This window comes from Polaromonas sp. (assembly GCF_043778355.1).
Lineage (GTDB): Bacteria > Pseudomonadota > Gammaproteobacteria > Burkholderiales > Burkholderiaceae_C > Polaromonas.
The window spans coordinates 47,066-66,775 of record NZ_JAYWHI010000042.1 but is presented as its reverse complement, the minus strand read 5'-3'; the positions used below and the strand labels follow the sequence as shown (position 1 = coordinate 66,775).

Annotated in this window: 19 protein-coding genes and 1 pseudogene; 1 reads left to right on the top strand and 19 read right to left on the bottom strand. The window is 62.0% G+C overall.

Features of this window, described 5'->3' with window-relative positions:
* Positions 1 to 642, top strand: a pseudogene (locus ACH2CW_RS07575) (tRNA 2-selenouridine(34) synthase MnmH); the annotation flags it as partial.
* A 164-nt stretch (positions 643 to 806) separates the two neighbouring features.
* On the opposite strand, the gene ACH2CW_RS07570 reads toward ACH2CW_RS07575, so the two are convergent.
* The 19 genes from ACH2CW_RS07570 to ndk form a co-directional block, all read right to left on the bottom strand.
* On the bottom strand, positions 807 to 980 hold the full coding sequence (locus ACH2CW_RS07570; protein WP_395056701.1) for a hypothetical protein: 174 nt from the start codon (positions 978 to 980) through the stop codon (positions 807 to 809).
* A 25-nt stretch (positions 981 to 1,005) separates the two neighbouring features.
* Positions 1,006 to 2,193, bottom strand: a complete 1,188-nt coding sequence (locus tag ACH2CW_RS07565) for a PLP-dependent transferase (RefSeq protein ID WP_395056699.1) — start codon at positions 2,191 to 2,193, stop codon at positions 1,006 to 1,008.
* A gap of 592 nt (positions 2,194 to 2,785) precedes the next feature.
* Positions 2,786 to 3,310 (bottom strand): phosphoribosyltransferase, encoded by a 525-nt coding sequence (locus tag ACH2CW_RS07560; RefSeq protein ID WP_188708255.1) that lies wholly within the window; start codon positions 3,308 to 3,310, stop codon positions 2,786 to 2,788.
* Positions 3,311 to 3,392: 82 nt separating this feature from the next.
* Positions 3,393 to 4,733: an adenylosuccinate synthase gene (locus ACH2CW_RS07555; protein WP_395056697.1), complete on the bottom strand. Its 1,341-nt coding sequence runs from the start codon at positions 4,731 to 4,733 to the stop codon at positions 3,393 to 3,395.
* A gap of 50 nt (positions 4,734 to 4,783) precedes the next feature.
* A complete protein-coding gene (locus tag ACH2CW_RS07550) occupies positions 4,784 to 5,998 on the bottom strand; it encodes an ATP phosphoribosyltransferase regulatory subunit (protein ID WP_395056695.1) in 1,215 nt (404 codons plus the stop codon).
* 114 nt (positions 5,999 to 6,112) lie between these two features.
* Positions 6,113 to 6,274, bottom strand: a complete 162-nt coding sequence (locus ACH2CW_RS07545) for a DUF2065 domain-containing protein (RefSeq protein ID WP_395056707.1) — start codon at positions 6,272 to 6,274, stop codon at positions 6,113 to 6,115.
* A 33-nt stretch (positions 6,275 to 6,307) separates the two neighbouring features.
* Positions 6,308 to 7,207: a protease modulator HflC gene (gene hflC, locus ACH2CW_RS07540; protein ID WP_395056693.1), complete on the bottom strand. Its 900-nt coding sequence runs from the start codon at positions 7,205 to 7,207 to the stop codon at positions 6,308 to 6,310.
* A gap of 12 nt (positions 7,208 to 7,219) precedes the next feature.
* A complete protein-coding gene (gene hflK, locus ACH2CW_RS07535) occupies positions 7,220 to 8,650 on the bottom strand; it encodes an FtsH protease activity modulator HflK (RefSeq protein ID WP_395056691.1) in 1,431 nt (476 codons plus the stop codon).
* A gap of 44 nt (positions 8,651 to 8,694) precedes the next feature.
* Positions 8,695 to 9,876 carry a GTPase HflX gene (gene hflX, locus ACH2CW_RS07530; RefSeq protein ID WP_395056705.1) on the bottom strand — a complete coding sequence of 394 codons (1,182 nt, stop codon included), beginning with the start codon at positions 9,874 to 9,876 and terminating at the stop codon, positions 8,695 to 8,697.
* Complete coding sequence (gene hfq, locus ACH2CW_RS07525; RefSeq protein ID WP_296924448.1) at positions 9,873 to 10,142, bottom strand: RNA chaperone Hfq; 270 nt, start codon at positions 10,140 to 10,142, stop codon at positions 9,873 to 9,875. The genes hflX and hfq overlap by 4 nt, the downstream gene beginning before the upstream one ends.
* A 51-nt stretch (positions 10,143 to 10,193) precedes the next feature.
* On the bottom strand, positions 10,194 to 11,537 hold the full coding sequence (der, locus tag ACH2CW_RS07520; protein ID WP_395056688.1) for a ribosome biogenesis GTPase Der: 1,344 nt from the start codon (positions 11,535 to 11,537) through the stop codon (positions 10,194 to 10,196).
* Between the two features lie 34 nt (positions 11,538 to 11,571).
* Positions 11,572 to 12,738: an outer membrane protein assembly factor BamB gene (gene bamB / locus ACH2CW_RS07515; RefSeq protein ID WP_395056686.1), complete on the bottom strand. Its 1,167-nt coding sequence runs from the start codon at positions 12,736 to 12,738 to the stop codon at positions 11,572 to 11,574.
* Positions 12,735 to 13,445: a YfgM family protein gene (locus tag ACH2CW_RS07510; RefSeq protein ID WP_395056684.1), complete on the bottom strand. Its 711-nt coding sequence runs from the start codon at positions 13,443 to 13,445 to the stop codon at positions 12,735 to 12,737. The genes bamB and ACH2CW_RS07510 overlap by 4 nt, the downstream gene beginning before the upstream one ends.
* A gap of 91 nt (positions 13,446 to 13,536) precedes the next feature.
* Positions 13,537 to 14,844 (bottom strand): histidine--tRNA ligase, encoded by a 1,308-nt coding sequence (gene hisS / locus ACH2CW_RS07505; RefSeq protein ID WP_395056682.1) that lies wholly within the window; start codon positions 14,842 to 14,844, stop codon positions 13,537 to 13,539.
* A gap of 8 nt (positions 14,845 to 14,852) precedes the next feature.
* Positions 14,853 to 16,124 (bottom strand): flavodoxin-dependent (E)-4-hydroxy-3-methylbut-2-enyl-diphosphate synthase, encoded by a 1,272-nt coding sequence (gene ispG, locus ACH2CW_RS07500; protein WP_395056680.1) that lies wholly within the window; start codon positions 16,122 to 16,124, stop codon positions 14,853 to 14,855.
* Positions 16,124 to 17,119: a helix-turn-helix domain-containing protein gene (locus tag ACH2CW_RS07495; RefSeq protein ID WP_395056678.1), complete on the bottom strand. Its 996-nt coding sequence runs from the start codon at positions 17,117 to 17,119 to the stop codon at positions 16,124 to 16,126. Before ACH2CW_RS07495 ends, ispG begins: the two co-directional genes overlap by 1 nt.
* A complete protein-coding gene (pilW, locus tag ACH2CW_RS07490; protein WP_395056676.1) occupies positions 17,112 to 17,921 on the bottom strand; it encodes a type IV pilus biogenesis/stability protein PilW in 810 nt (269 codons plus the stop codon). Before pilW ends, ACH2CW_RS07495 begins: the two co-directional genes overlap by 8 nt.
* A complete protein-coding gene (gene rlmN / locus ACH2CW_RS07485; RefSeq protein ID WP_395056674.1) occupies positions 17,918 to 19,063 on the bottom strand; it encodes a 23S rRNA (adenine(2503)-C(2))-methyltransferase RlmN in 1,146 nt (381 codons plus the stop codon). The genes pilW and rlmN overlap by 4 nt, the downstream gene beginning before the upstream one ends.
* A gap of 109 nt (positions 19,064 to 19,172) precedes the next feature.
* Positions 19,173 to 19,598, bottom strand: coding sequence for a nucleoside-diphosphate kinase (ndk, locus tag ACH2CW_RS07480; RefSeq protein WP_305560126.1), 426 nt, complete (start codon positions 19,596 to 19,598; stop codon positions 19,173 to 19,175).
* Between the last annotated feature and the right edge of the window lie 112 nt (positions 19,599 to 19,710).

Here is a 19,710-nt window from a genome sequence, read left to right as displayed (position 1 = left end):
CTTGCCGCGCGGTTTGATTACCGCGTGATTTGCGGCACAACCGGCTCTGGCAAAACGCGCTTGCTGCAAGCTTTGGCCGCGCAGGGTGCGCAAGTACTTGACCTGGAGGCGCTGGCCAACCATCGCTCATCCGTACTCGGCGTGATACCCGGCCTGCCGCAGCCGACGCAAAAAGCCTACGACAGTTTGATTTGGTCGGCGCTAAAAGGCTTTGATGAAACCCGCCCAGTTTACATCGAAAGCGAAAGCAAAAAAGTCGGCAACGTGGCCATACCTGAGGGCCTGATCACCGCCATGCGCGCCGCACCGTGTTTGCAGCTTGAGTTGAGCGAAGACGAACGGGTTGAGCTGCTGCTGGAAGACTATGATTTTTTCGTGAAGGACACCGCGTTTTTCTGCGATCGGCTGGGCGCACTGACCGAGGCGCGTGGCAAGGACGTGGTAAGTGACTGGCAGGCGCGGGCGCGCAGCGGCGATGTCGCCTCGGTAGTGCGCGAGCTGCTGCTGCAGCACTACGACCCGGTCTACCTGCAGTCGATGCGGCGCAACTTCACGCAGTACGAGAAAGCCCAGGTGCTGGCACCGCGCGACCACACGGCGGTGGCCATGGATGCGCTGGCGCGCAGCCTGCTTGCGGCATAAAACGCGGCTTCACCGAGCGCCCAAGAAAAAAGCTCCGGGGGACAGGATGTCTGTCCCGACGGAGCCTTTGCGGCGAAACTGCTATAAAAAGTCTAGCTGCCTGCGCCCGTTCTGCAAGGGCTGAAGCCCTATTTCGTTCAATATGTTGGCTGGCCGATCCGTGATCAGGCTGCAGGTTCGGCTGGGGGCGTGCCGGCATCACCAGACTCACCATCGGGCGTGTCGTCATCCGGCAGATCTGGCTTGCCTTCGGCCTTGCGTTTGAGTTTTTCCTCTTTTTTCTTCTTTTTGGCCAGCTCTTTCTGGCGTTTTTCGTAGGAATAATTGGGAGTTGCCACAGCGTGCTTTCTTCAGGAACAGGCCCTAACTGTACTGCATCATGGACAGCGCCTGCCCCAGGTCCGCCTGCAGATCGGACAGCGCTTCCAGTCCTATGGAAAACCGCAGCAACCCGCCTTGGTAAGGCCAGTCTGCCGTCCGGATGGCCGGCACGTCATACGGCACACACAGGCTGATCGGGCCAGCCCAGCTGTAGCCGATGTTGAACAGTTTGAGGTTGTCGCAAAAGGCGTCCAGCGTGGCCTGGCTGTAGCCGGGCTTGAACACCGCGCTGACCAGACAGGCCGCCGCCGTGCAGTCGCGCTGCCAAGCCGCATGACCCGGTGAGCCAGGTAAGGCGGGGTGAAACACCGCTTCGATCTGCGGCTGTTGCTGCAGCCAGCCGGCCAAAGCGCGTGTGGTGGCATCCTGCGCCGCGTAACGCAGCGCGATGGTGTTCAGGCCGCGCAGCACCAGCTCAGCATCGTTGCCGCTGATGCCGTAACCGACACGCATGTGGCAAAAGTTGACCAATTGGTGCAGCGCCTCGTCGCGCGTGACTACCGAGCCCATCAGCACATCGGCGCCGCCACTCGGGTACTTGGTCAGGGCCTGCACCGAAATGTCGGCGCCCATGTCGAAGGCGTTGAAGGCAATGCCCGCGCCCCAGGTGTTGTCCAGCGCGGTCACGATGCCCTGTGGATGGACCTCCGTATGCGCCTTGACAGCAGCCACCAGCGCAGGCAGGTCGGGAAACTCCAGCGTGATCGAGCCCGGCGCTTCCAGCCAGACCAGCCGGGTGTTCGCCGTCAGCTTGGCCGCCAAGTCGGCCGGCGACATGGCGTCGTAATACGCGAAACTCACGCCCCAACCGGCCAGTTCGTTTTGCGCCAGGGTTTTGTTCGGGCCGTATGCGTTGTCGGGAATCAGCACCTGATCGCCGGCCTTCAGCAAGGCCATGTCCACCAACGCCACGGCGGCAAGGCCGCTCGGCACCAGGGTGCAAAAGCGGCCGCCTTCCAGCGTGCAGATACGCTCCTCCAGCGTGAAGGTGGTCGGCGTGCCGTGCAGGCCGTAGGTGTAGCCGGTTTTGTGTTTCCAGTCACGCTGGCGCAGGGCTGCCACACTGGGAAAGATGATGGTGGAAGCTTTGTGAATGCCGGGCTGGACCGCATCAAAGCCGGCGGGCGGCTTGTAGCCGTGGTGAATCAGTTGGGTGGACTTGTCGCTCATGCAGCCATGTTAACGGCTGCTGATATCTCCCGGGGGAGAGAGGGCATCACCTGAGAGAGGTGGGCGTCACGCTGCGTCCCCGTCTCGCGCCCTTCGGTAGTTTCAACTCCCCACTCCCAACCCCCCGCCCTTCCCTCGCCCCGCTGGGCGAGAGAAGGGAGCCTCATATGGCCGCGTGTGCTGCGCCCGCGTGCAAACATGACGGTCTGTTGGGATTCCCGCAGAAGAAGCGCTGCGCTTCTTCTGCTCCGGATTTCTTCGGTATTTGGTGTGCGGTATTGGTCTTCTCTTCCACCCGTCGGGCTGGGCCGAGGAGCGCAGGTAAAAGCGGATCAGGGCTCGCGATTGTCTGAGGCGAAGCCGAGTTCGAGCGAGACCCCGCTTTTGCCGAGCACCGCAGGTTGCCCGTAGCGAAGCGGAGGGACCCAGACCATCGGGTCGCCTTTTCTTTTGCTTACTTTTCTTTTGGCGACGCAAAAGAAAAGTGAGTTGCCGCCGGGCAACCCCCGGCTTGTTGGCGAACTCAAACCGCACGAGCAAACCAACATGGCTCCCGGATCAGGTCCGCGATCACAGTCGGCAAGCGCGGACTCTAGATCTTCCACTTCTCCATCAACTGCGCCGGCCGCAGCGCGTCATACCCTTCAAAGGGCTGATGAATCCACGGATTGGTCGGCAAAAACTCCACCGAATAATCAGGCTGAAAGGTCGACACACCCTTGGTCCAGATCACCGCGCTGCGCAGCTCGGTGATGGGCTTGTAGTTGTTGCGCAGTTGATGGATCACGGCGTTGAGGGTGTGGCCGGTGTCGGCCAGGTCGTCGACCAGCAGCACCTTGCCAGCAATCTCGCCTTTGGGGGTGGTGATGAAACGCGCGATGTCCAGGTTGCCCTGGGTCATGCCCGCGTCGGCGCGGTAGGAGCTGGTGGACATGATGGCCAGCGGCTTGTCGAAGATGCGCGACAGGATGTCGCCGGGCCGCATACCACCGCGCGCCAGGCACAGAATGGTGTCGAACTGCCAGCCCGACTGGTGGATCTTGATCGCCAGCTTTTCTATCAGGTTGTGGTACTCGTCATAACTGACATAAAGGTGTTTGCCGTCTTCGGTCAACATGGAAAAAGCTCCTGATTTGATAGCTGATTATGCCCGTCCGTCATGGGCTGGAGGCCAATTTGACTATTTTTTGCGGCTCGGCTCAGGCCAAAAACGGGTCGCGCAGCAAGATGGTGTGGTCGCGGTCCGGGCTGGTCGAGATCATGTGGATGGGCACACCGGTAACCTCCTCGATGCGTTGGAGATAACGCTGGGCCGCCTCGGGCAGCTTGTCATAGTCGGTGACACCCACCGTGCTCTGGGTCCAGCCTGGCAGACTTTCGTAGATCGGCTTGCAATTGGCAATTTCCTCGGCGCCCATGGGCAGGATGTCAACGATGCGGCCGTCGAGTTCGTAACCGGTGCACAGTTCCAGGGTCTTGATGCCGTCGAGTACGTCGAGCTTGGTGATACACAGGCCTGACAGGCCGTTGACCTGGGCCGAGCGTTTGAGCAGCGCCGCATCAAACCAGCCGCAGCGGCGGCTGCGCCCCGTCGTCACGCCTTTTTCGGCGCCTATGGTACTCATGTGGTAACCCGGGGTGCCGGGTGTTTCCCAATCAAGTTCCGTCGGGAAAGGCCCGCCGCCCACACGGGTGCAATAGGCCTTGGTGATGCCCAGGATGTAGTGCAACATGCCCGGCCCGACACCGGCACCGGCCGCCGCGTTGCCGGCCACGCAGTTGCTGGAGGTGACAAACGGGTAGGTGCCGTGGTCCACGTCGAGCAGCGTGCCCTGCGCGCCTTCGAACAGCAGGTTGGCGCCTTCCGCATTGGCATCGTTGAGCTCACGCGAGACATCGGCCATCATGGGTTTGAGCAGTTCAGCGTGGCGCATCGCCTCGTCGTAGACCGGCTGGAATTCAACCGCCGGCGCATGGAGATAGCCGGTCAGCACGAAGTTGTGCAGGTCCAGCAACTCGCGCAGCTTGGCGGCAAAGCGCTCGGGGTGTTTCAGGTCCTGCACGCGCAAGGCGCGGCGGGCAATTTTGTCTTCGTAGGCTGGGCCGATGCCACGGCCGGTCGTGCCAATCTTCACCGTGCCACCGGTTTCACGGCGGGTTTCGCGCGCCACGTCGAGCGCCACATGGAAAGGCAGGATCAGCGGGCAGGCTTCGCTGATGCGCAGACGCGAACGCACCTCGACACCGGCTTTTTCGAGGCCCTCGATCTCCTCAAACAGCTTGGCCGCCGACAGCACCACGCCGTTGCCGATGTAACACTTGACGCCCGGCCGCATGATGCCGCTGGGAATCAGGTGCAGCGCGGTCTTGATGCCGTTGATGACCAGTGTGTGGCCGGCGTTGTGGCCGCCCTGGAAACGCACCACGCCCTGCGAGCTTTCGGTCAGCCAGTCCACCAGCTTGCCCTTGCCCTCGTCACCCCACTGGGTACCCACGACCACCACGTTGCGGCCGGCGGTTGCGGCAGTTGTCTTTGTCATCTTCGTTTACTCGTTAAGAATGGATGGGAAATGCCGACGCAGGACGGCGATCAGGCCGGCGCTTTTGCGAGCAGCCGGACCTGCCACTGGCCGGCCAGGCTGACCAGTTCGCGGTCGCAATCGAATTCGTCGACTTCATGTTCATGGCCGGGCAACACGCAGGCCACGGTTTCGCCGCTGGCGCGCAATTGGGCAATGGCAGCGCGCAGGGCAGTATCTTCCCCCCAGGGCGCACGGATGGCGGGGCGCAGCGGTTTGGGCAGCAGCACGCTGACCAGTTCTTTCAGGTCCAGACTGAAACCGGCCGCCGGGCGATTGCGCCCGAACACCGCGCCGACCTCGTCGTAACGGCCGCCGCGCACCAGTTCGGCGCCTTGCCCGCCGGCACGCTGGCCATGACCGTAAATGGCAAAACGGGTGCCGCTGTAATAGGCATAACCGCGCAGGTCGGCCAGGTCGAAGGCGATCCGGACCGGACCGGCCAGCGCCTGCACATGGGTCGCGAGCCATTTCAGGTTCTGCAGCGCCTTCAGCGCTTCGGGCACCGACTTGAAGGCTTTTTCGGCCTCGGCCAGCACCTTGTCGTCGCCATACATCTGCAGCAGCGCTAGCAGTCCCTCGCGCGCCGCCGCAGGCAACTCGCCGTTGAGGCTGGTCATCAGGCTGGACAGTTCGCTGGCATCCTTGACGGCCAGCGCGGCGTGGATGCGCGCCAGCATCGAGGCCTTGAGCTTCGCGCCGGCCAGCAGGCTGCTGACGATGCGCACGTCGGCCATGTCCACAGAGAGCTCGGTGACGCCAGCAGCCTTCAGGCCTTCGAGGGCCAGCAACTGCGCTTCCAGATCGGCCTCCAGGCCGGCGTGGCCGTAGATCTCGGCGCCGAACTGCAAGGGCTCCCGTGTGGCATGCGGGCGGTCGGCGCGGGTGTGCAGCACTGGGCCGCAGTAACACAGGCGGGCCACGCCCTGGCGATTGAGCAGATGGGCGTCGATGCGCGCCACCTGCGGTGTGGTGTCGGCACGCAGGCCCAGGGTGCGGCCGGAAAGCTGGTCCACCAGCTTGAAAGTCTGCAGATCCAGCGCCTCACCGGTGCCGGTCAGCAGGGATTCGAGGTGTTCGAGCAGCGGCGGCATGACCAGCTCGTAACCGTAGCTGCGCGCCGTATCGAGAAACAAACGACGCAGTTCTTCGATGTGACGCGCCTCGGAGGGCAGGACATCGGCAATTTGATCCGGCAATTGCCATGATGACGACCAGGCGGGCATGTATTTATCGTGCGCTGTTAAAAACAGGATTTTACCGGGCTTGGGGGCCGTTTTCGGCGCGCTGGTGGCCGGATGCGCCGCGCGGGCGCAAATAGCTGGCGAGAACTGTCCTGGCTAGAGCAGAAACGCCAACCAGATCCCGCCGGCAATCATGCTGCACAGGCCGAAAAAACGGATCTGGCCGTTGCTCATGGCCAGGATCTGTTCAAACATGCGGCGCCAGCCGCCGGGCGAGAGAAAGGGGAACAGCCCCTCCAGGACAAGCAGGCACGCCAGCGCGAGCCAGAGGGTGCTGCTGTCCAGGATGGCTTACTTCTTCGCGGGCGCTGCGCCCGCGCCGGAACCGCGCATTGCCTTGAAGAATTCCGACGAAGGATCAATCACCATCACGTCACTCTTCTTGGCAAAGCTGGCCTTGTAGGCGTCCAGGCTTCTGTAGAACTGGGCAAACTGCGGGTCACGGCCAAACGCTTCGTTGTAAAGCGCAGCCGCCTGGCCGTCGCCCTCACCCTTGATTTTCTGGGCATCGCGGTAGGCGTTGGCAATCGTGATTTCGCGCTGGCGGTCTGCATCGGCGCGAATCTTCTCGCCTTCCGCCGCACCGGTAGAACGCAGTTCATTGGCCACGCGCTTGCGTTCGGCCTCCATCCGGCGGTAGACCGACTCGGTGATGGCTTCCACATAGTCCACACGTGTGATGCGCACGTCGACCACATCCACGCCCCAGGGCTTGGCACCACGCACCACCTGCAGCACCTCGGCCTTGACATCAGCCATCAGCGCTTCGCGCTTGAGCGACAACAAGTCCTTCACCGTGCGCTTGTTGATTTCTTCCTGGAAAGCATTGCGCACCACGCGGTTGAGCTGGTTGGCCCCTGCCCGCTCATCCAGACCGACATTGCGGATGTATTCCGACGGATCGGTGATGCGCCAGCGCACATACCAGTCAATCACCACACGCTGTTTCTCGGCCGTCAGCATCGGCTCGGCATCGGTGCTGTCCAGGGTGAGCAGGCGCTTGTCGATGTACGACACGTTCTGGAAAGGCGGCGGCAACTTGAAGTTCAGCCCCGGTTCGGTGATGACTTCCTTGATCTGTCCGAGCGCATAAATCACGCCAAACTGGCGCTGATCAACGACAAACAACATGGAACTGGCCAGTGCAAGCAGCACCAGCAGCGATGAGGCGATAAATCCAACTCTGTTCACGATCTTGTCCTCTTAACGGGTATCGCGGTCGCGGGTGCGTGCTGCATCCCGGACGCGTGAATCAACGGTGCCGGCAGGCACGCCAGGGCTCAAGGGCACGCTGGCGACCCCTGGCAAGGTGGCGGCATCGCCGCCCGCAGCAGGGCCGTTTTGCGCCGACTGCTGCATGATTTTGTCGAGCGGCAGGTAGAGCAGGTTGGAGCCCTGCTTCGATTCGACCAGCACCTTGGTCACATTGGTATAGACCTGCTGCATGGCATCGGTGTACATGCGGTCACGCGTGACCTGCGGCGCTTTCTGGTACTCGGTCAGCACCGAGCGGAAGCGCTGCGCATCACCCTGGGCTTGCGCCACGATACGAGCCTTGTAGGCTTCGGACTCTTCCTTCAGCCGAGATGCGGAACCCACGGCACGCGGGATCACGTCATTGGCATAGGCCTGGGCTTCGTTCTTGGCGCGTTCGCGCTCCTGACCGGCCTTGAGTACATCGTCGAACGATGCCTGCACCTGCTCGGGCGGACGCACACCGCTTTGCTGCAGGTTGATGCCGACGACTTCAACGCCAACCTTGTAGCGGTCCAGGATGGTTTGCATCAACACCCGCACGCGCGGCCCGATCTGGTCGCGCTCCTCGGCCAGGGCCGAGTCCATCTTCATCTTGCCAACCACTTCGCGCACGGCGGTTTCGGCAGCCTGAACCACCGCACCTGCCGGGTCCTTGCTCTCGAACAGATAAGCACGCGCATCGCTGAGACGGTACTGCACCGCGAACTTGATCTCGACAATGTTTTCGTCTTCGGTCAGCATTGCCGATTCGCGCAAGCCGGTGGCCTTGATCACGGTGTCGCGACCCACATCAACCGAACGGATTTGCGTGACCACGACCATCTCATGGCGCTGCACCGGGTAAGGCAGGCGCCAGTTGAAACCTGCGCCCACGGTCGATTTGTACTTGCCAAACTGGGTGATGACGGCCTGCTGACCCTCTTGCACGATGAAAAATCCGGTCCCCAGCCAGATCAGCACCGCCACGGCGGCGATCAGACCGACGCCGATGCCCGCGCTTTTCATGTCAGGCTGAAAGCCGCCAGGGCCGCCACTGCCACCGCCCCCACCCATGCCGCCGGTACCCCGGCTGCGCTGGCCGGACTTGTTACCGCCAAACAGGCCGCCGAGCTTGCGGTTGAAGTCACGCCACAGCTCATCCAGATCCGGGGGGCCCTGGTTGGGACCCTGGCCTTGGGGCTGAGGGCGATTCGGAGCCGGCGGCTTGGCAGGGGCCGGCTCATCGCGTCCGGCTTCGGGTTTGTTGTCGTCCGGGCCCGCCTTGTTGTCGTCGTCACGGCCCCAGCGGGGGTCGTTCAAATTGAACATGCCCCGCAAGCGTTGCCCCAGTTGGGCCGGAAGAGTCGTCAGTGTCTGTAGCACAGGGTTCAGGTTCATGGAATCAGGCTCATTTTTTTTCAATACTCCGACATTGTGCCCAATCACGCGACAGCCTCACTGATTTGGGGGGTATCTTCCTCGGGCGGCAATGCTGCGTAGCGGGCCAGCAACTCGCGAAGCAAGGGCAGGCCCTCGCCGCTTTGAGCACTGACAAACACACGCTCCACGCGTTTGCCGGTATCCGAAAACGCGTCCTTGACCTCGAAGCTGTCACTCAGTTGCACCGGCCAGCGTGATTTTTCAAGGGCATCAAGCTTGTTGAACACAAGAATCTGCGGCACCTCGGCCGCGCCGATTTCTGCCAGTACCCGCTGTACCTGCTCGATCTGCTCCAGATGATCCGGATTGGCGCCATCGACCACATGGATCAGCAAATCCGCATCGGCGGCCTCCTGCAAAGTGGCGGCGAACGCATCGATCAGGCCGTGCGGCAGGTCCCGGATAAAGCCCACGGTATCGGACAGCGAGACGGAACGCGCGGCATCGCCAAGGTAGAGCTGGCGCGTGGTGGTGTCCAGCGTGGCAAACAGCTGGTCGGCTGCGTAGGCACGGGCCTTGACCAGGGCGTTGAACAGTGTGGACTTGCCCGCATTGGTGTAACCCACCAGCGAGACCGTGAAGGCATTTCTCCGCTCGCGTTGCCGGCGCTGGGTTTGTCGCTGCTTCTTGACCTTGGTGAGGCGTTCCTTGGTGCGCTTGATGGACTCGCCGATCATGCGTTTGTCGAGCTCGATCTGCTTTTCGCCCGGACCGCCGCGCACACCCGCTCCGCCGGTTTGTCGCTCCAGGTGGGACCAGCGCCGCACCAGACGCGTTGACAGGTATTGCAGGCGGGCAAGCTCCACCTGCAACTTGCCCTCATGGCTACGCGCACGCTGGCCAAAAATCTCAAGAATCAGCAAGGTGCGATCGTTGACCGGCAGGGCCAGCACCCGCTCGAGGTTGCGCTGCTGGGCGGGGCTCAGGGACTGGTCAAAAAGGATTTCACTGGCCCCGGTTTCCAGAGCCAGCATCTTGATTTCGTCGGCCTTGCCGCTACCGATAAACAGCGCCGCGTCGGGCGCTCGGCGCTTGCATACCACGCGCGCGACCGGCTGCAGGCCGGCAGTCTGGGCCAGCAGGCCCAGCTCTTCCAGGCCGGCATCAAAATTAGGACCGCCCAGATCAACCCCGACCAGAATGGCCAGGGGGGGCGATGTAGCCGGGGTGTCCAGAGGCCTCAGCTGGCTGGACTTTCCGGAGCTTCGGCCGCCGCGAAATTGACGGCCCGACCGGGGACAATCGTCGAGATGGCGTGTTTGTAGACCATCTGGGTGACGGTATTGCGCAACAGCACAACGTACTGATCGAAAGATTCGATCTGGCCCTGAAGCTTGATTCCGTTGACGAGGTAAATCGACACTGGCACATGCTCACGGCGTAAAGTGTTGAGGAACGGGTCCTGCAACAGCTGACCTTTGTTATTGCTCACGATATTTTCCGTGTTCAAGAGTTGGTAGAACTTCACCTTACCACACGCTATTGGGCCGCATGCAGGCGCTCACGCTGAATCTTTGTCAGCAAAAGGGTTGCTCGACGATTTCATCTGGATCCGCAGCGGCGTGCCTACCAGTTCGAACTCCTTGCGGAAGCGTCCTTCCAGGAAGCGCTTGTAGGCATCCGTCACATGCTCCAGCGAATTGCCATGGACGATGATGATGGGGGGGTTCATGCCGCCCTGGTGGGCGTAGCGCAGCTTGGGGCGGAACATGCCGGCGCGCTGCGGGCTCTGGAACTGCACTGCCTCCAGCAGCAGGCGAGTCAGCACCGGGGTCGACATCTTGCGGTTGGCCGAGGCATGGGCCTGGACGATGGATTTCCAGACCGGACCGAGCCCCTGCCGCTTGATGGCGGAAATATTGTGGATCGATGCGAATTTCAGGAAGGCCAGGCGTGTCTCGACGGAACGCTCCAGTGTTTCGCGCTGGTAGCTGTCCACCGCATCCCACTTGTTGACCGCCAGTACCACGGCGCGACCGCTTTCAAGGATATAGCCGGCAATGTGGGCGTCCTGGTCAGTCACGCCCTGGGTCGCGTCCAGCAAAAGCAGCACCACATTGGCGCTTTCAATAGCTTGCAGGGTCTTGACCACGGAAAACTTCTCGATCGCCTCAAAAACCTTGCCCTTGCGGCGCAGTCCGGCGGTGTCAATCAGTTCAAATTTCTGACCGGCTTTTTCAAACGGCACCGAAATCGCGTCGCGTGTCGTGCCCGGCTGGTCGAAGGCCACCAGGCGTTCCTCACCGAGCCAGGTGTTGATCAGTGTCGATTTGCCGACATTGGGCCGGCCAGCGACCGCGAGCTTGATCACCGTTGGGTCGGCGGGTTCGCCCTCCTCGTCCGGATCCGGCAGGTTCAGGGGTGCGAGCGCCATCTCCACGAGCGTGCGCATGCCCTGGCCGTGAGAAGCGGACACGGCAAGGACCTCGCCCAGGCCGAGTTCGAAAAACTCGGACAATTGAACGCCCTCGGTCATTCCTTCGGCCTTGTTGGCCGTCAGCACCGTCGGTTTTCCGAGCTTGCGCAGATACCGGGCAATTTCGTGGTCCTGGGCGTTCACACCCGCGCGTGCGTCGACCACAAACACGACAACGTCAGCTTCCGCCACCGCCTGGCGAGTCTGCTTGGCCATTTCCTTGTAGATGCCATCGACGGCCTTGGGCTCGAAGCCGCCGGTATCGATGACGATGAATTCCTGCGAACCCAGGCGGCCATTGCCGTAGTGGCGGTCGCGCGTCAGGCCGGCATAGTCGGCCACAATCGCGTCGCGCGACTTGGTCAGTCGGTTAAAAATTGTCGATTTGCCCACATTGGGGCGACCGACCAGGGCGAGAACAGGTTTCATCAATACGTTTCACAGCCTATCAGGCTGGTTGGAATCACTCGGGCGCAAAGCCGTACACATTGCCGGACCGCGTCACCGCGACCAGCGTGTTGGCGGCCAACACAGGAGCAGCCACCACAGGCGAGCCGTCGGTGGTGAGTCGGTTCATCAGGGCGCCATCGGCGCGTGATAACAAGTGGATAAAACCGGCGGAGTCGCCAATCGCGATGGAGCGTCCCACCACCACCGGTGAGGTCAGGCTGCGGTAGCGCAGGCGGTCCGTGTTCCAGGCGCTTTCGCCATCAGCGCGGCGCCAGGCCAGCACCCTGCCGTCGGCCTCGGTACCAAACACCAGGCTGTCATCGCCGTCCACGCCCTGCGCGCCGTTGGCCGGTTTGCTCCACAACAGCGTGCCGCGTTCCGCATCGACGCAGCCAACGCTGGCCTGGAAGGCCCGAGCGCACACGGTGTTGGCGTTGCGGCTCACTGTGCCCACGAGGTCCACCAGGCGTTCGACGTCATTGATGCCGCGCGGCGACGCGATGGGCGCCTCCCAGCGAATGCTGCCATTGAGCGGGTTGAGCCCGGTCAGCCGGCCAGCCAGGCCCACCACCAGCGTATCGCCGACGGCCAGCATGACGCCCGACTGGCGCAGCACCAGCGGCTCACTGGGTCGTTGCTGGGTCCAGAGCTTGCGTCCGGTCTGGCCGTCAAAGGCGTTGACTGACCGGTCGGCGGCCAGCACAAACACCCGTCCACCAGCGACAAAAGGCGAACTGAAAGCCTGCGCCGCCAGTTTTTGGCGCCATACTTCGCGGCCGCCGGCAAGGGCTACCACGTCGTTGGCGCGTGTGACCACAGCGGCGAGCTTGCCATCGCTGCCGACACCGGCAGCAATCGGCGTGCCGATATTGGTGCGCCAGAGATCGCGCCCGGTGCGCGCGTCGAGCGAAGCGACCGTGCCATCTGCGCTGGCAACCACCACCGCGTCACCCGTCACCTCGACTTCGAGCGGAAACCCGACTTCACCAATACGCGCGGTCCAGGCTTGACGAACCGGCACCAACGCAACCACCGGCTGAAGTGCTGCGGGTTGCGGCTTTTTGACCGAACTGCCGAATAATCCGCTGAACATTGAACAGCCGGACAAAAGCGCTATAAAAACAATAGCTGCTGACGCTTTGCCAGAAAGGGCCAGAGGCCTAAAGGACTTTAAAATCACGGCTTGACCTCCGGGGCGGATGCGGGAGAAGCTGCAGCGGCTGCTGCAGGGACGGGCAATGCTGCTGACGGATTGATGCCGAGCGCATTGAGTTTGACTTCGACCAGCCGCCGGTACTCGGTGCGCTCGTCCATGCCTTTCCAGGCTTTTTCGTATTCAGTTCTGGCTTCGCTTTTCTTGCCTTGCGCAGCGAAGATGTCGCCACGCCGGTCTGCCACCAGCGCCGTGAAATCCTTGGGAAAGGTGCCCGACAACTGCTGCAGCGCTTCATCATGGGCTTTGGCTTCAAGCAGCACGCCAGCCAGTCGCAGCTTGGCAATCGCCTGGTAACCCTCATCGGCACTTTTGCCGGCCACCCAGGTCAGGGCGGCTTTGGCGCCATCGATATTGCCCTTGTCGTAATAGGTCTTGGCCGCGAGCAGCCCCGCCTGTTGCGCAAAAGCCGTGCCGCCAAACTTGTCTTTCATATCGGCCAGCGAGCGATCCAGGCGGCTTGCGTCCCCGGAGCTAGCCGCGCGCTCCACCTCGTCATACATGACGGCGGCCTGTGCCTGCTGGCTGCGCTGCCAGTACTGGTAACCGTTCCATGCGGCAAAGCTGCCGAAAATCGCGATCAAACCCCAGGTGATCAGGTTGCCGTATTGCTTCCAGAAGTGCTTGAGTTCGTCAAGTTGCTCCTGTTCTTCCAAATCGAGATGTTTTGCCATAAAACGCTTCTTGTTCTGTCCGGTAGATGTGTGGATGCCTCATGCCATATGCACAAGCACAGGGATTTGTGCTGATTGTAGGGGGCTGCCGTCAGCCGCCCCGGCGAAGACTGTGCGCCCAGGACGCAATATCGTCCAGCGGCTGCAGCGTTTGGACCTGCGCGGCATCGGCCTTTTCACCGCGCAAGAGCTTGACGGCCACGCGCCCCTCGGCCAGTTCATTCTGGCCAAAAATCAGGGCAAACCGCGCGCCGCTGCCATCAGCCTTTTTGAACTGCGACTTCATGCTGCCCACACCGTCAGCGCCGCTGGCGTGCATCTGTACATTGATACCAGCAATGCGCAGGGTTTCACAGGCCGCCATCGCGGTGGGCATGACCTCTGCCGATGGCACGATGGCATAGACGTCGGGCGCAGCCTCGGGCGGCAGCACACCGACCGCCTCGAGCAGCAGCAGCATGCGCTCCACGCCCATGCCCCAGCCGACCGCCGGCGTCGGCTTGCCACCCAACTGCTCGAACAGGCCGTCGTAGCGGCCGCCGCCACAGACCGTGCCTTGCGAACCGAGCTTGTCGGTGATCCACTCGAACACGGTGAGGTTGTAGTAATCCATGCCGCGCACTAGGCGCGGGTTGATCCGGTAGACCAGCCCCGCCGCGTCGAGTACCGCGCGCACCGCGTTCAGGTGTGCGAGCGAGGCCTCCCCGAGAAAGTCCATCAGCTTCGGTGCCGCTTCGACCACCGCCTGCATGGCGGGGTTTTTGGTGTCAAGGATGCGCAGCGGATTGCTGTGCAGCCTGCGCGTGGCTTCTTCATCCAGCACCTCCGCATGCGCCTCGAAGTGCGCGATCAACGCGGCGCGATGGGCCATGCGCTCGTTCGGCTGGCCCAGGCTGTTGAGTTCGAGCCGCACATGCGCCATCGGGATGCCCAGATCGCGCAGCAAGGCGCGGCACATCAGGATCTGCTCGGCGTCCACATCGGGGCCGGCAAACCCCAGTGCCTCAACGTCAATCTGGTGAAACTGGCGGTAACGCCCTTTCTGCGGCCGCTCATGACGAAACAGCGACACCGCCGACCACACGCGCATGGGCCCGTTGTACAAGGCGTTGTGCTCGATCATCGCGCGCACAATGCCGGCAGTGGCTTCGGGCCGCAGTGAGAGCCTGTCACCATTCATGGCGTCGACAAAGGAATACATCTCCTTTTCGACGATGTCGGTCACCTCGCCAAGACCGCGCACGAACAGCGCCGTCGGCTCGACGATAGGCGTGCGCACGTTGGCGTAGCCATAACGCGCCATCAGCGCGCGCACCCTGGCTTCGAACCACTCCCAACGCGCCGAATCGGGCGGCAATATGTCGTTCATGCCTTTGACGGCAGTCAGTTTTTCAGCCATGGAGTTTTTTAAGCGACCTGGGCAATCTGCGTGCCAAAGCGCTTTTCAATATAGTTTTCGACAATGACCCGGAATTCCTGCGCAATACGGTCACCGCGCAGGGTCACACTTTTTTCGCCGTCGATGTAGACCGGCGCCGCCGGTGCCTCTCCGGACCCCGGCAGGCTAATGCCGATGTCGGCATGTTTGCTTTCGCCGGGACCGTTGACGATACAGCCCATCACGGCAACCTTGAGCTTTTCAACACCCGGATATTGTTCGCGCCAGACCGGCATCTGGGCGCGCAGGAAGTCGTCAATTTCCTTGGTCAGTTCCTGGAAGGTGGTGCTGGTCGTGCGGCCGCAACCGGGACAAGCCGTGACGCTGGGCACAAAGCTGCGCAGGCCCAGCGATTGCAGGATTTCAGAAGCGACAACCACCTCCTGGGTGCGTGCTTCACCGGGCTGGGGCGTCAGCGACACGCGGATGGTGTCGCCAATGCCCTCCTGCAGCAGCACGGCCAGGGCCACACTGGAGGCTACCGTGCCCTTGGTACCCATGCCGGCTTCAGTCAGGCCCAGGTGCAAGGCGTAACGCGAGCGTTTTGACAGTTCGCGGTACACCGAAATCAAGTCCTGCACACCGCTGACCTTGCACGACAGGATGATCTGGTTTTTGTCCATGCCCAATTGTTCGGCCAGCACGGCGGAATCAATGGCCGAGGTGATCAGGGCCTCGTACATCACCTGTTTGGCGTCCCAGGGTTGTGGGCGGCGGCTGTTCTCGTCCATCAGGCTGGCCAGCAACTCCTGGTCGAGACTGCCCCAGTTGACCCCGATACGCACCGGTTTGTTCCAGCGCACAGCCGCCTCGATCATTTGGCCAAACTGCCGATCGTGTTTGTCGCCCTTGCCCACATTTCCGGGATTGATGCGGTACTTGGACAGGGCCTCGGCACAGGCAGGAAAATCGGTCAGCAGACGGTGGCCGTTGTAGTGAAAGTCGCCGACCAAGGGCACGTCAATGCCCATGCGATCCAGCTGCTCACGCACATAAGGCACGGCCTGGGCGGCTTCGGGCGTGTTGACGGTGATGCGAACCATCTCGGAGCCAGCCAGCGCGAGTTCCTTGACCTGGATGGCAGTGGCTATGGCATCAACCGTGTCAGTGTTGGTCATGGACTGCACACGCACCGGCGCATCACCGCCCACCGTGACCACGCGCGAACCCCAGACGACCCGTGCCTGGGCGGACACACGTGCCTTGGGCGCAGCCGAGTCGATCGGTAAACAGGCAGCCATTATTTCACCTCGAACCGTGCGACATTGTCTTTGGCGACCGCGCCGAGATCGAAGGCCCGGCCGCGCACCTGGACCTGCGTGGCATCAACCCGGCCGACCACAGCAGCCAGCGGCAAAACACCTGAGGCGCCAGCCACCTCACCGGCGGCCAGAGTGCGGCGCAACACCACCACACCTTTGGCATCAGTGACTTCCACCCAGGATTCACCTTTGGCCGTGAACACGATGAGACCCCCGGCCACCGTCGCGGAGGATGTGGTTGTTTGGACACTTGTGGCGGCTGGAGCGTCGGCGGGGCTTGCAGCCGGCAGAAGAAGCGCAGATCCTGCCGACAAACCGGGCGCCGTCGCCGGCGTGGCAGACATGACACCTGTAGGAGCAGCCGTCACAACCGGACTTTCGGATGACGCGGGGCTGGGGCTTTCCTGTACCTGCGCAGGAGATGCCGAAACACTGGCCGACGTCGCTTGGGGGGTGGACGCAGCGGGGCCCGCCAGCGGCTGGGCCGCCATCTCCTGCTGCTGGACCGCGGGCAAAAAGATCATGACCAACGCACCCAGCAACAGCAGCAGCCCGGCAAGAACCGCCGGCCGTGATACCTGCGCCCACAAAGAGGGACCCGGTCCATCACTTGGAGAGCGAAATGGCGTGTTGATGCTGGTTTTCTGGTGATCAAGGCGCGGCTTACCGGTTTGCGGCAGCAGCGCCAGCACGGGGGCCGCATCCAGTTTGAGTGTGCGGCAAACGCTGGAGGCCAGGGCACGCACAAAAACCGCATCAGGCAACAAGTCCAGCCGGTCGGACTCCAGCGCTTCAAGTTTTTTCACCGGCACCTTCAGCGCGACGGCCAAAGCCGCAATGTGCAGGCCAGCCGCCTCGCGCGCCTGCCTGAGCAGGGTTCCTGCGCTAAGGGGCGTTGCTGTCGACTCGCCTCGCGCCGACTCCTCCATCGGCACCGCAGCATTACCGGGTCCCTGCCCATCAAAATCACTCATTGAAGGCCCCTTTGTCATAAGCGGCTGCCTCGCGCGACGCACCGAAGCGTTTTCTCAATTGATCAGCCAACTGGAGCATGGCCTCCCGATCTCCCAGCCCGCGCTCTACCTTGATACCGAGCCAGAGGGTTTCCGCGTTCGCCAGATTGCTGTTGTTCAGGCGGCGAATGTAAAACTGCGCACGTGTGAGGTCGCCCCGCTGAAACAGCAGGTTGGCCAGGTTGTAGCCAGTCAGGGGATTACCGGCGTCAAGCTCGTAGGAGCGCAACAAACTTCGCTCGGCTTGCGCCGTCTGCCCCGCGCGAATTTGGCAAACACCGAGTGTCATCAGTGATTTAGGCTGTCCACCGTAACCAGGCGCGGCAATCGCGCGTTCAAACATGGCCGAAGACTCACCGTATTTTGCTTGCTGGCAAAGCAGCCAGCCATAGTTGTGCAGCACATCGCCATCGCGCGGATTGAGCGCCAGGGCGCGGCGAAAACTTTCATCGGCCAGCACGTTGTCGTTCAGCCGCATGTAAACCAGGCCGCGCAGGTTGTGGGCATCGGCAAAGGTCGGGTCGGCTGCCAGCGCCTGCTTGAGTTCGTCAAGCGCGACATTGGTCTGGCCTTGCTGAAAATAATTGGCGGCAAGTTCCAGGCGAATGCGCGCGCGCCTGCGCCCATCGGTTTCGTCCGATTCGGTCATGATCTCGGCACGCCCGCCAGCGCCCGAAGCGGCACCCGGACTGGCGCCACAGCCAGCCATCAGCACCGCCACCCAGAAGGCGGAAAGCCAGATCACGCTACGGACAAGCTTCATACACCGACCTCCCTGGAGACTACCTTGATGCCCTTGAGCATACCCTGCCGCTGTGATGCCATGCGTTGTTGCACGCCGGTGCGATCCTGCACGTCGCCGGCCAACTGGCCACACGCAGCATCAATGTCGTCACCACGCGTCTTGCGTACCGTGGTCACGATGCCCGCTTCGATCAGAATCTTCGCAAAAGCCATCACCTGCGGCATGCTGGAGCGCTTGAGTCCAGAAGCCGGGAAGGGATTGAACGGAATCAGGTTGAACTTGCACGACAGACCACTCACCGCATGTTTTTGCATCAGGGCCACCAGTTGCTGCGCGTGTTCGGCCTGGTCATTGACGCCATCGAGCATGCAGTATTCAAAAGTGATGAAGTCGCGGGGTGCGGCGCTCTGGTAGCGACTGCAGGCATCAAGCAGCTCCGCAATCGGGTATTTTCTATTGAGCGGCACGAGGTTGCTGCGCAGGACATCTTCCGGCGCGTGCAAGGACACCGCCAGCGCCACCGGGCAATCCTGGGCGAGGCGATCCATCATGGGCACCACGCCCGACGTCGACACAGTCACACGCCGGCGCGACAGGCCGTAGGCATGGTCATCCAGCATGACGCGCAATGCCGGAAGCAACTGTGAATAATTCTGCAGCGGCTCGCCCATGCCCATCATCACGACGTTGGAAACAACCCGATCACTTCTGCCCAGATGCTGGCGCAGGAAGTGCTCGGCGAACCAGAGCTGGCCAATGATTTCGGCGGTGGTGAGGTTGCGACTGAAGCCCTGGTGTCCCGTCGAGCAGAAGCGGCAGCCGACGGCACACCCAGCCTGCGAGGAAATACACAGAGTGCCGCGGTCGGACTCGGGAATAAAAACCGTCTCGATCACGTCGCCGGCACCGACGTCGAACAGCCATTTGATGGTGCCGTCCGCCGAATCATGGCGTGACACCACCTTCAGGCTCTGGATGTGGGCGGAAGCGGGAAGTTTTTCACGCAGCGATTTCGCCAGATCGGTCATCTGGTCAAAATTTGCTGCGCCTTTCTGGTGAATCCAGCGGAAAAGCTGGGTGGCGCGGAAGCGTTTTTCTCCGAGGCCTTCGCAAAAGGCCGCCAGCCCTTCCAGATCGTAATCAAGCAGGTTGGCGGTCATGGCGTGAAAGCGCGGGCGTCAACCACGCGCCGCGAAGGGCCGCCCCGCGCAAGCGACGGCCCCATCGGGGGGCAGCGTCGTACACGTAGCGACAAGCGTGGGGGCCATATCAGCGCGAATAGATGTTCATGCCCGCGAAGAAGAAGCTGATCTCCACCTGGGCAGTTTCAACGGCGTCAGAGCCATGCACGGCGTTGGCATCGATGCTGTCGGCAAAGTCGGCGCGGATGGTTCCAGCAGCGGCTTTCTTCGGGTCTGTCGCACCCATCAGGTCACGGTGTTTCAGGATGGCGTTTTCGCCTTCGAGCGCGGAAATCATGACCGGACCGGAAATCATGAAGGTCACCAGATCCTTGAAGAACGGACGCTCTTTGTGCACGGCATAAAACGCTTCAGCCTCACCGCGCGACAGGTGCGCCATGCGGGCAGCAACAACTTTCAGGCCCGCGGCCTCAAAACGTGCGTAGATTTGACCAATGACATTTTTTGCCACTGCATCGGGCTTGATGATGGAGAGAGTGCGTTCGATCGCCATGAGATTTCCTTAACCTTGATTTTCTTGGGGATTTATTCAAATCGAATAAAGCCTCTGATTTTAACCCGCCGTCAATCGCCCTGTTGGACAAATGCGTGCATGCGGAGGGGGA

What these genes read in the sequence shown, in the direction of transcription:
- ACH2CW_RS07565 (WP_395056699.1), bottom strand. Translation starts at nt 2,193, where the DNA reads ATGAGCGACAAGTCCACCCAACTGATTCACCACGGCTACAAGCCGCCC.
- ACH2CW_RS07560 (WP_188708255.1), bottom strand. Translation starts at nt 3,310, where the DNA reads ATGTTGACCGAAGACGGCAAACACCTTTATGTCAGTTATGACGAGTAC.
- ACH2CW_RS07555 (WP_395056697.1), bottom strand. Translation starts at nt 4,733, where the DNA reads ATGACAAAGACAACTGCCGCAACCGCCGGCCGCAACGTGGTGGTCGTG.
- ACH2CW_RS07550 (WP_395056695.1), bottom strand. Translation starts at nt 5,998, where the DNA reads ATGCCCGCCTGGTCGTCATCATGGCAATTGCCGGATCAAATTGCCGAT.
- hflK (WP_395056691.1), bottom strand. Translation starts at nt 8,650, where the DNA reads ATGAACCTGAACCCTGTGCTACAGACACTGACGACTCTTCCGGCCCAA.
- der (WP_395056688.1), bottom strand. Translation starts at nt 11,537, where the DNA reads ATGAAACCTGTTCTCGCCCTGGTCGGTCGCCCCAATGTGGGCAAATCG.
- ACH2CW_RS07510 (WP_395056684.1), bottom strand. Translation starts at nt 13,445, where the DNA reads ATGGCAAAACATCTCGATTTGGAAGAACAGGAGCAACTTGACGAACTC.
- hisS (WP_395056682.1), bottom strand. Translation starts at nt 14,844, where the DNA reads ATGGCTGAAAAACTGACTGCCGTCAAAGGCATGAACGACATATTGCCG.
- ispG (WP_395056680.1), bottom strand. Translation starts at nt 16,124, where the DNA reads ATGGCTGCCTGTTTACCGATCGACTCGGCTGCGCCCAAGGCACGTGTG.
- ACH2CW_RS07495 (WP_395056678.1), bottom strand. Translation starts at nt 17,119, where the DNA reads ATGAGTGATTTTGATGGGCAGGGACCCGGTAATGCTGCGGTGCCGATG.
- pilW (WP_395056676.1), bottom strand. Translation starts at nt 17,921, where the DNA reads ATGAAGCTTGTCCGTAGCGTGATCTGGCTTTCCGCCTTCTGGGTGGCG.
- rlmN (WP_395056674.1), bottom strand. Translation starts at nt 19,063, where the DNA reads ATGACCGCCAACCTGCTTGATTACGATCTGGAAGGGCTGGCGGCCTTT.
- ndk (WP_305560126.1), bottom strand. Translation starts at nt 19,598, where the DNA reads ATGGCGATCGAACGCACTCTCTCCATCATCAAGCCCGATGCAGTGGCA.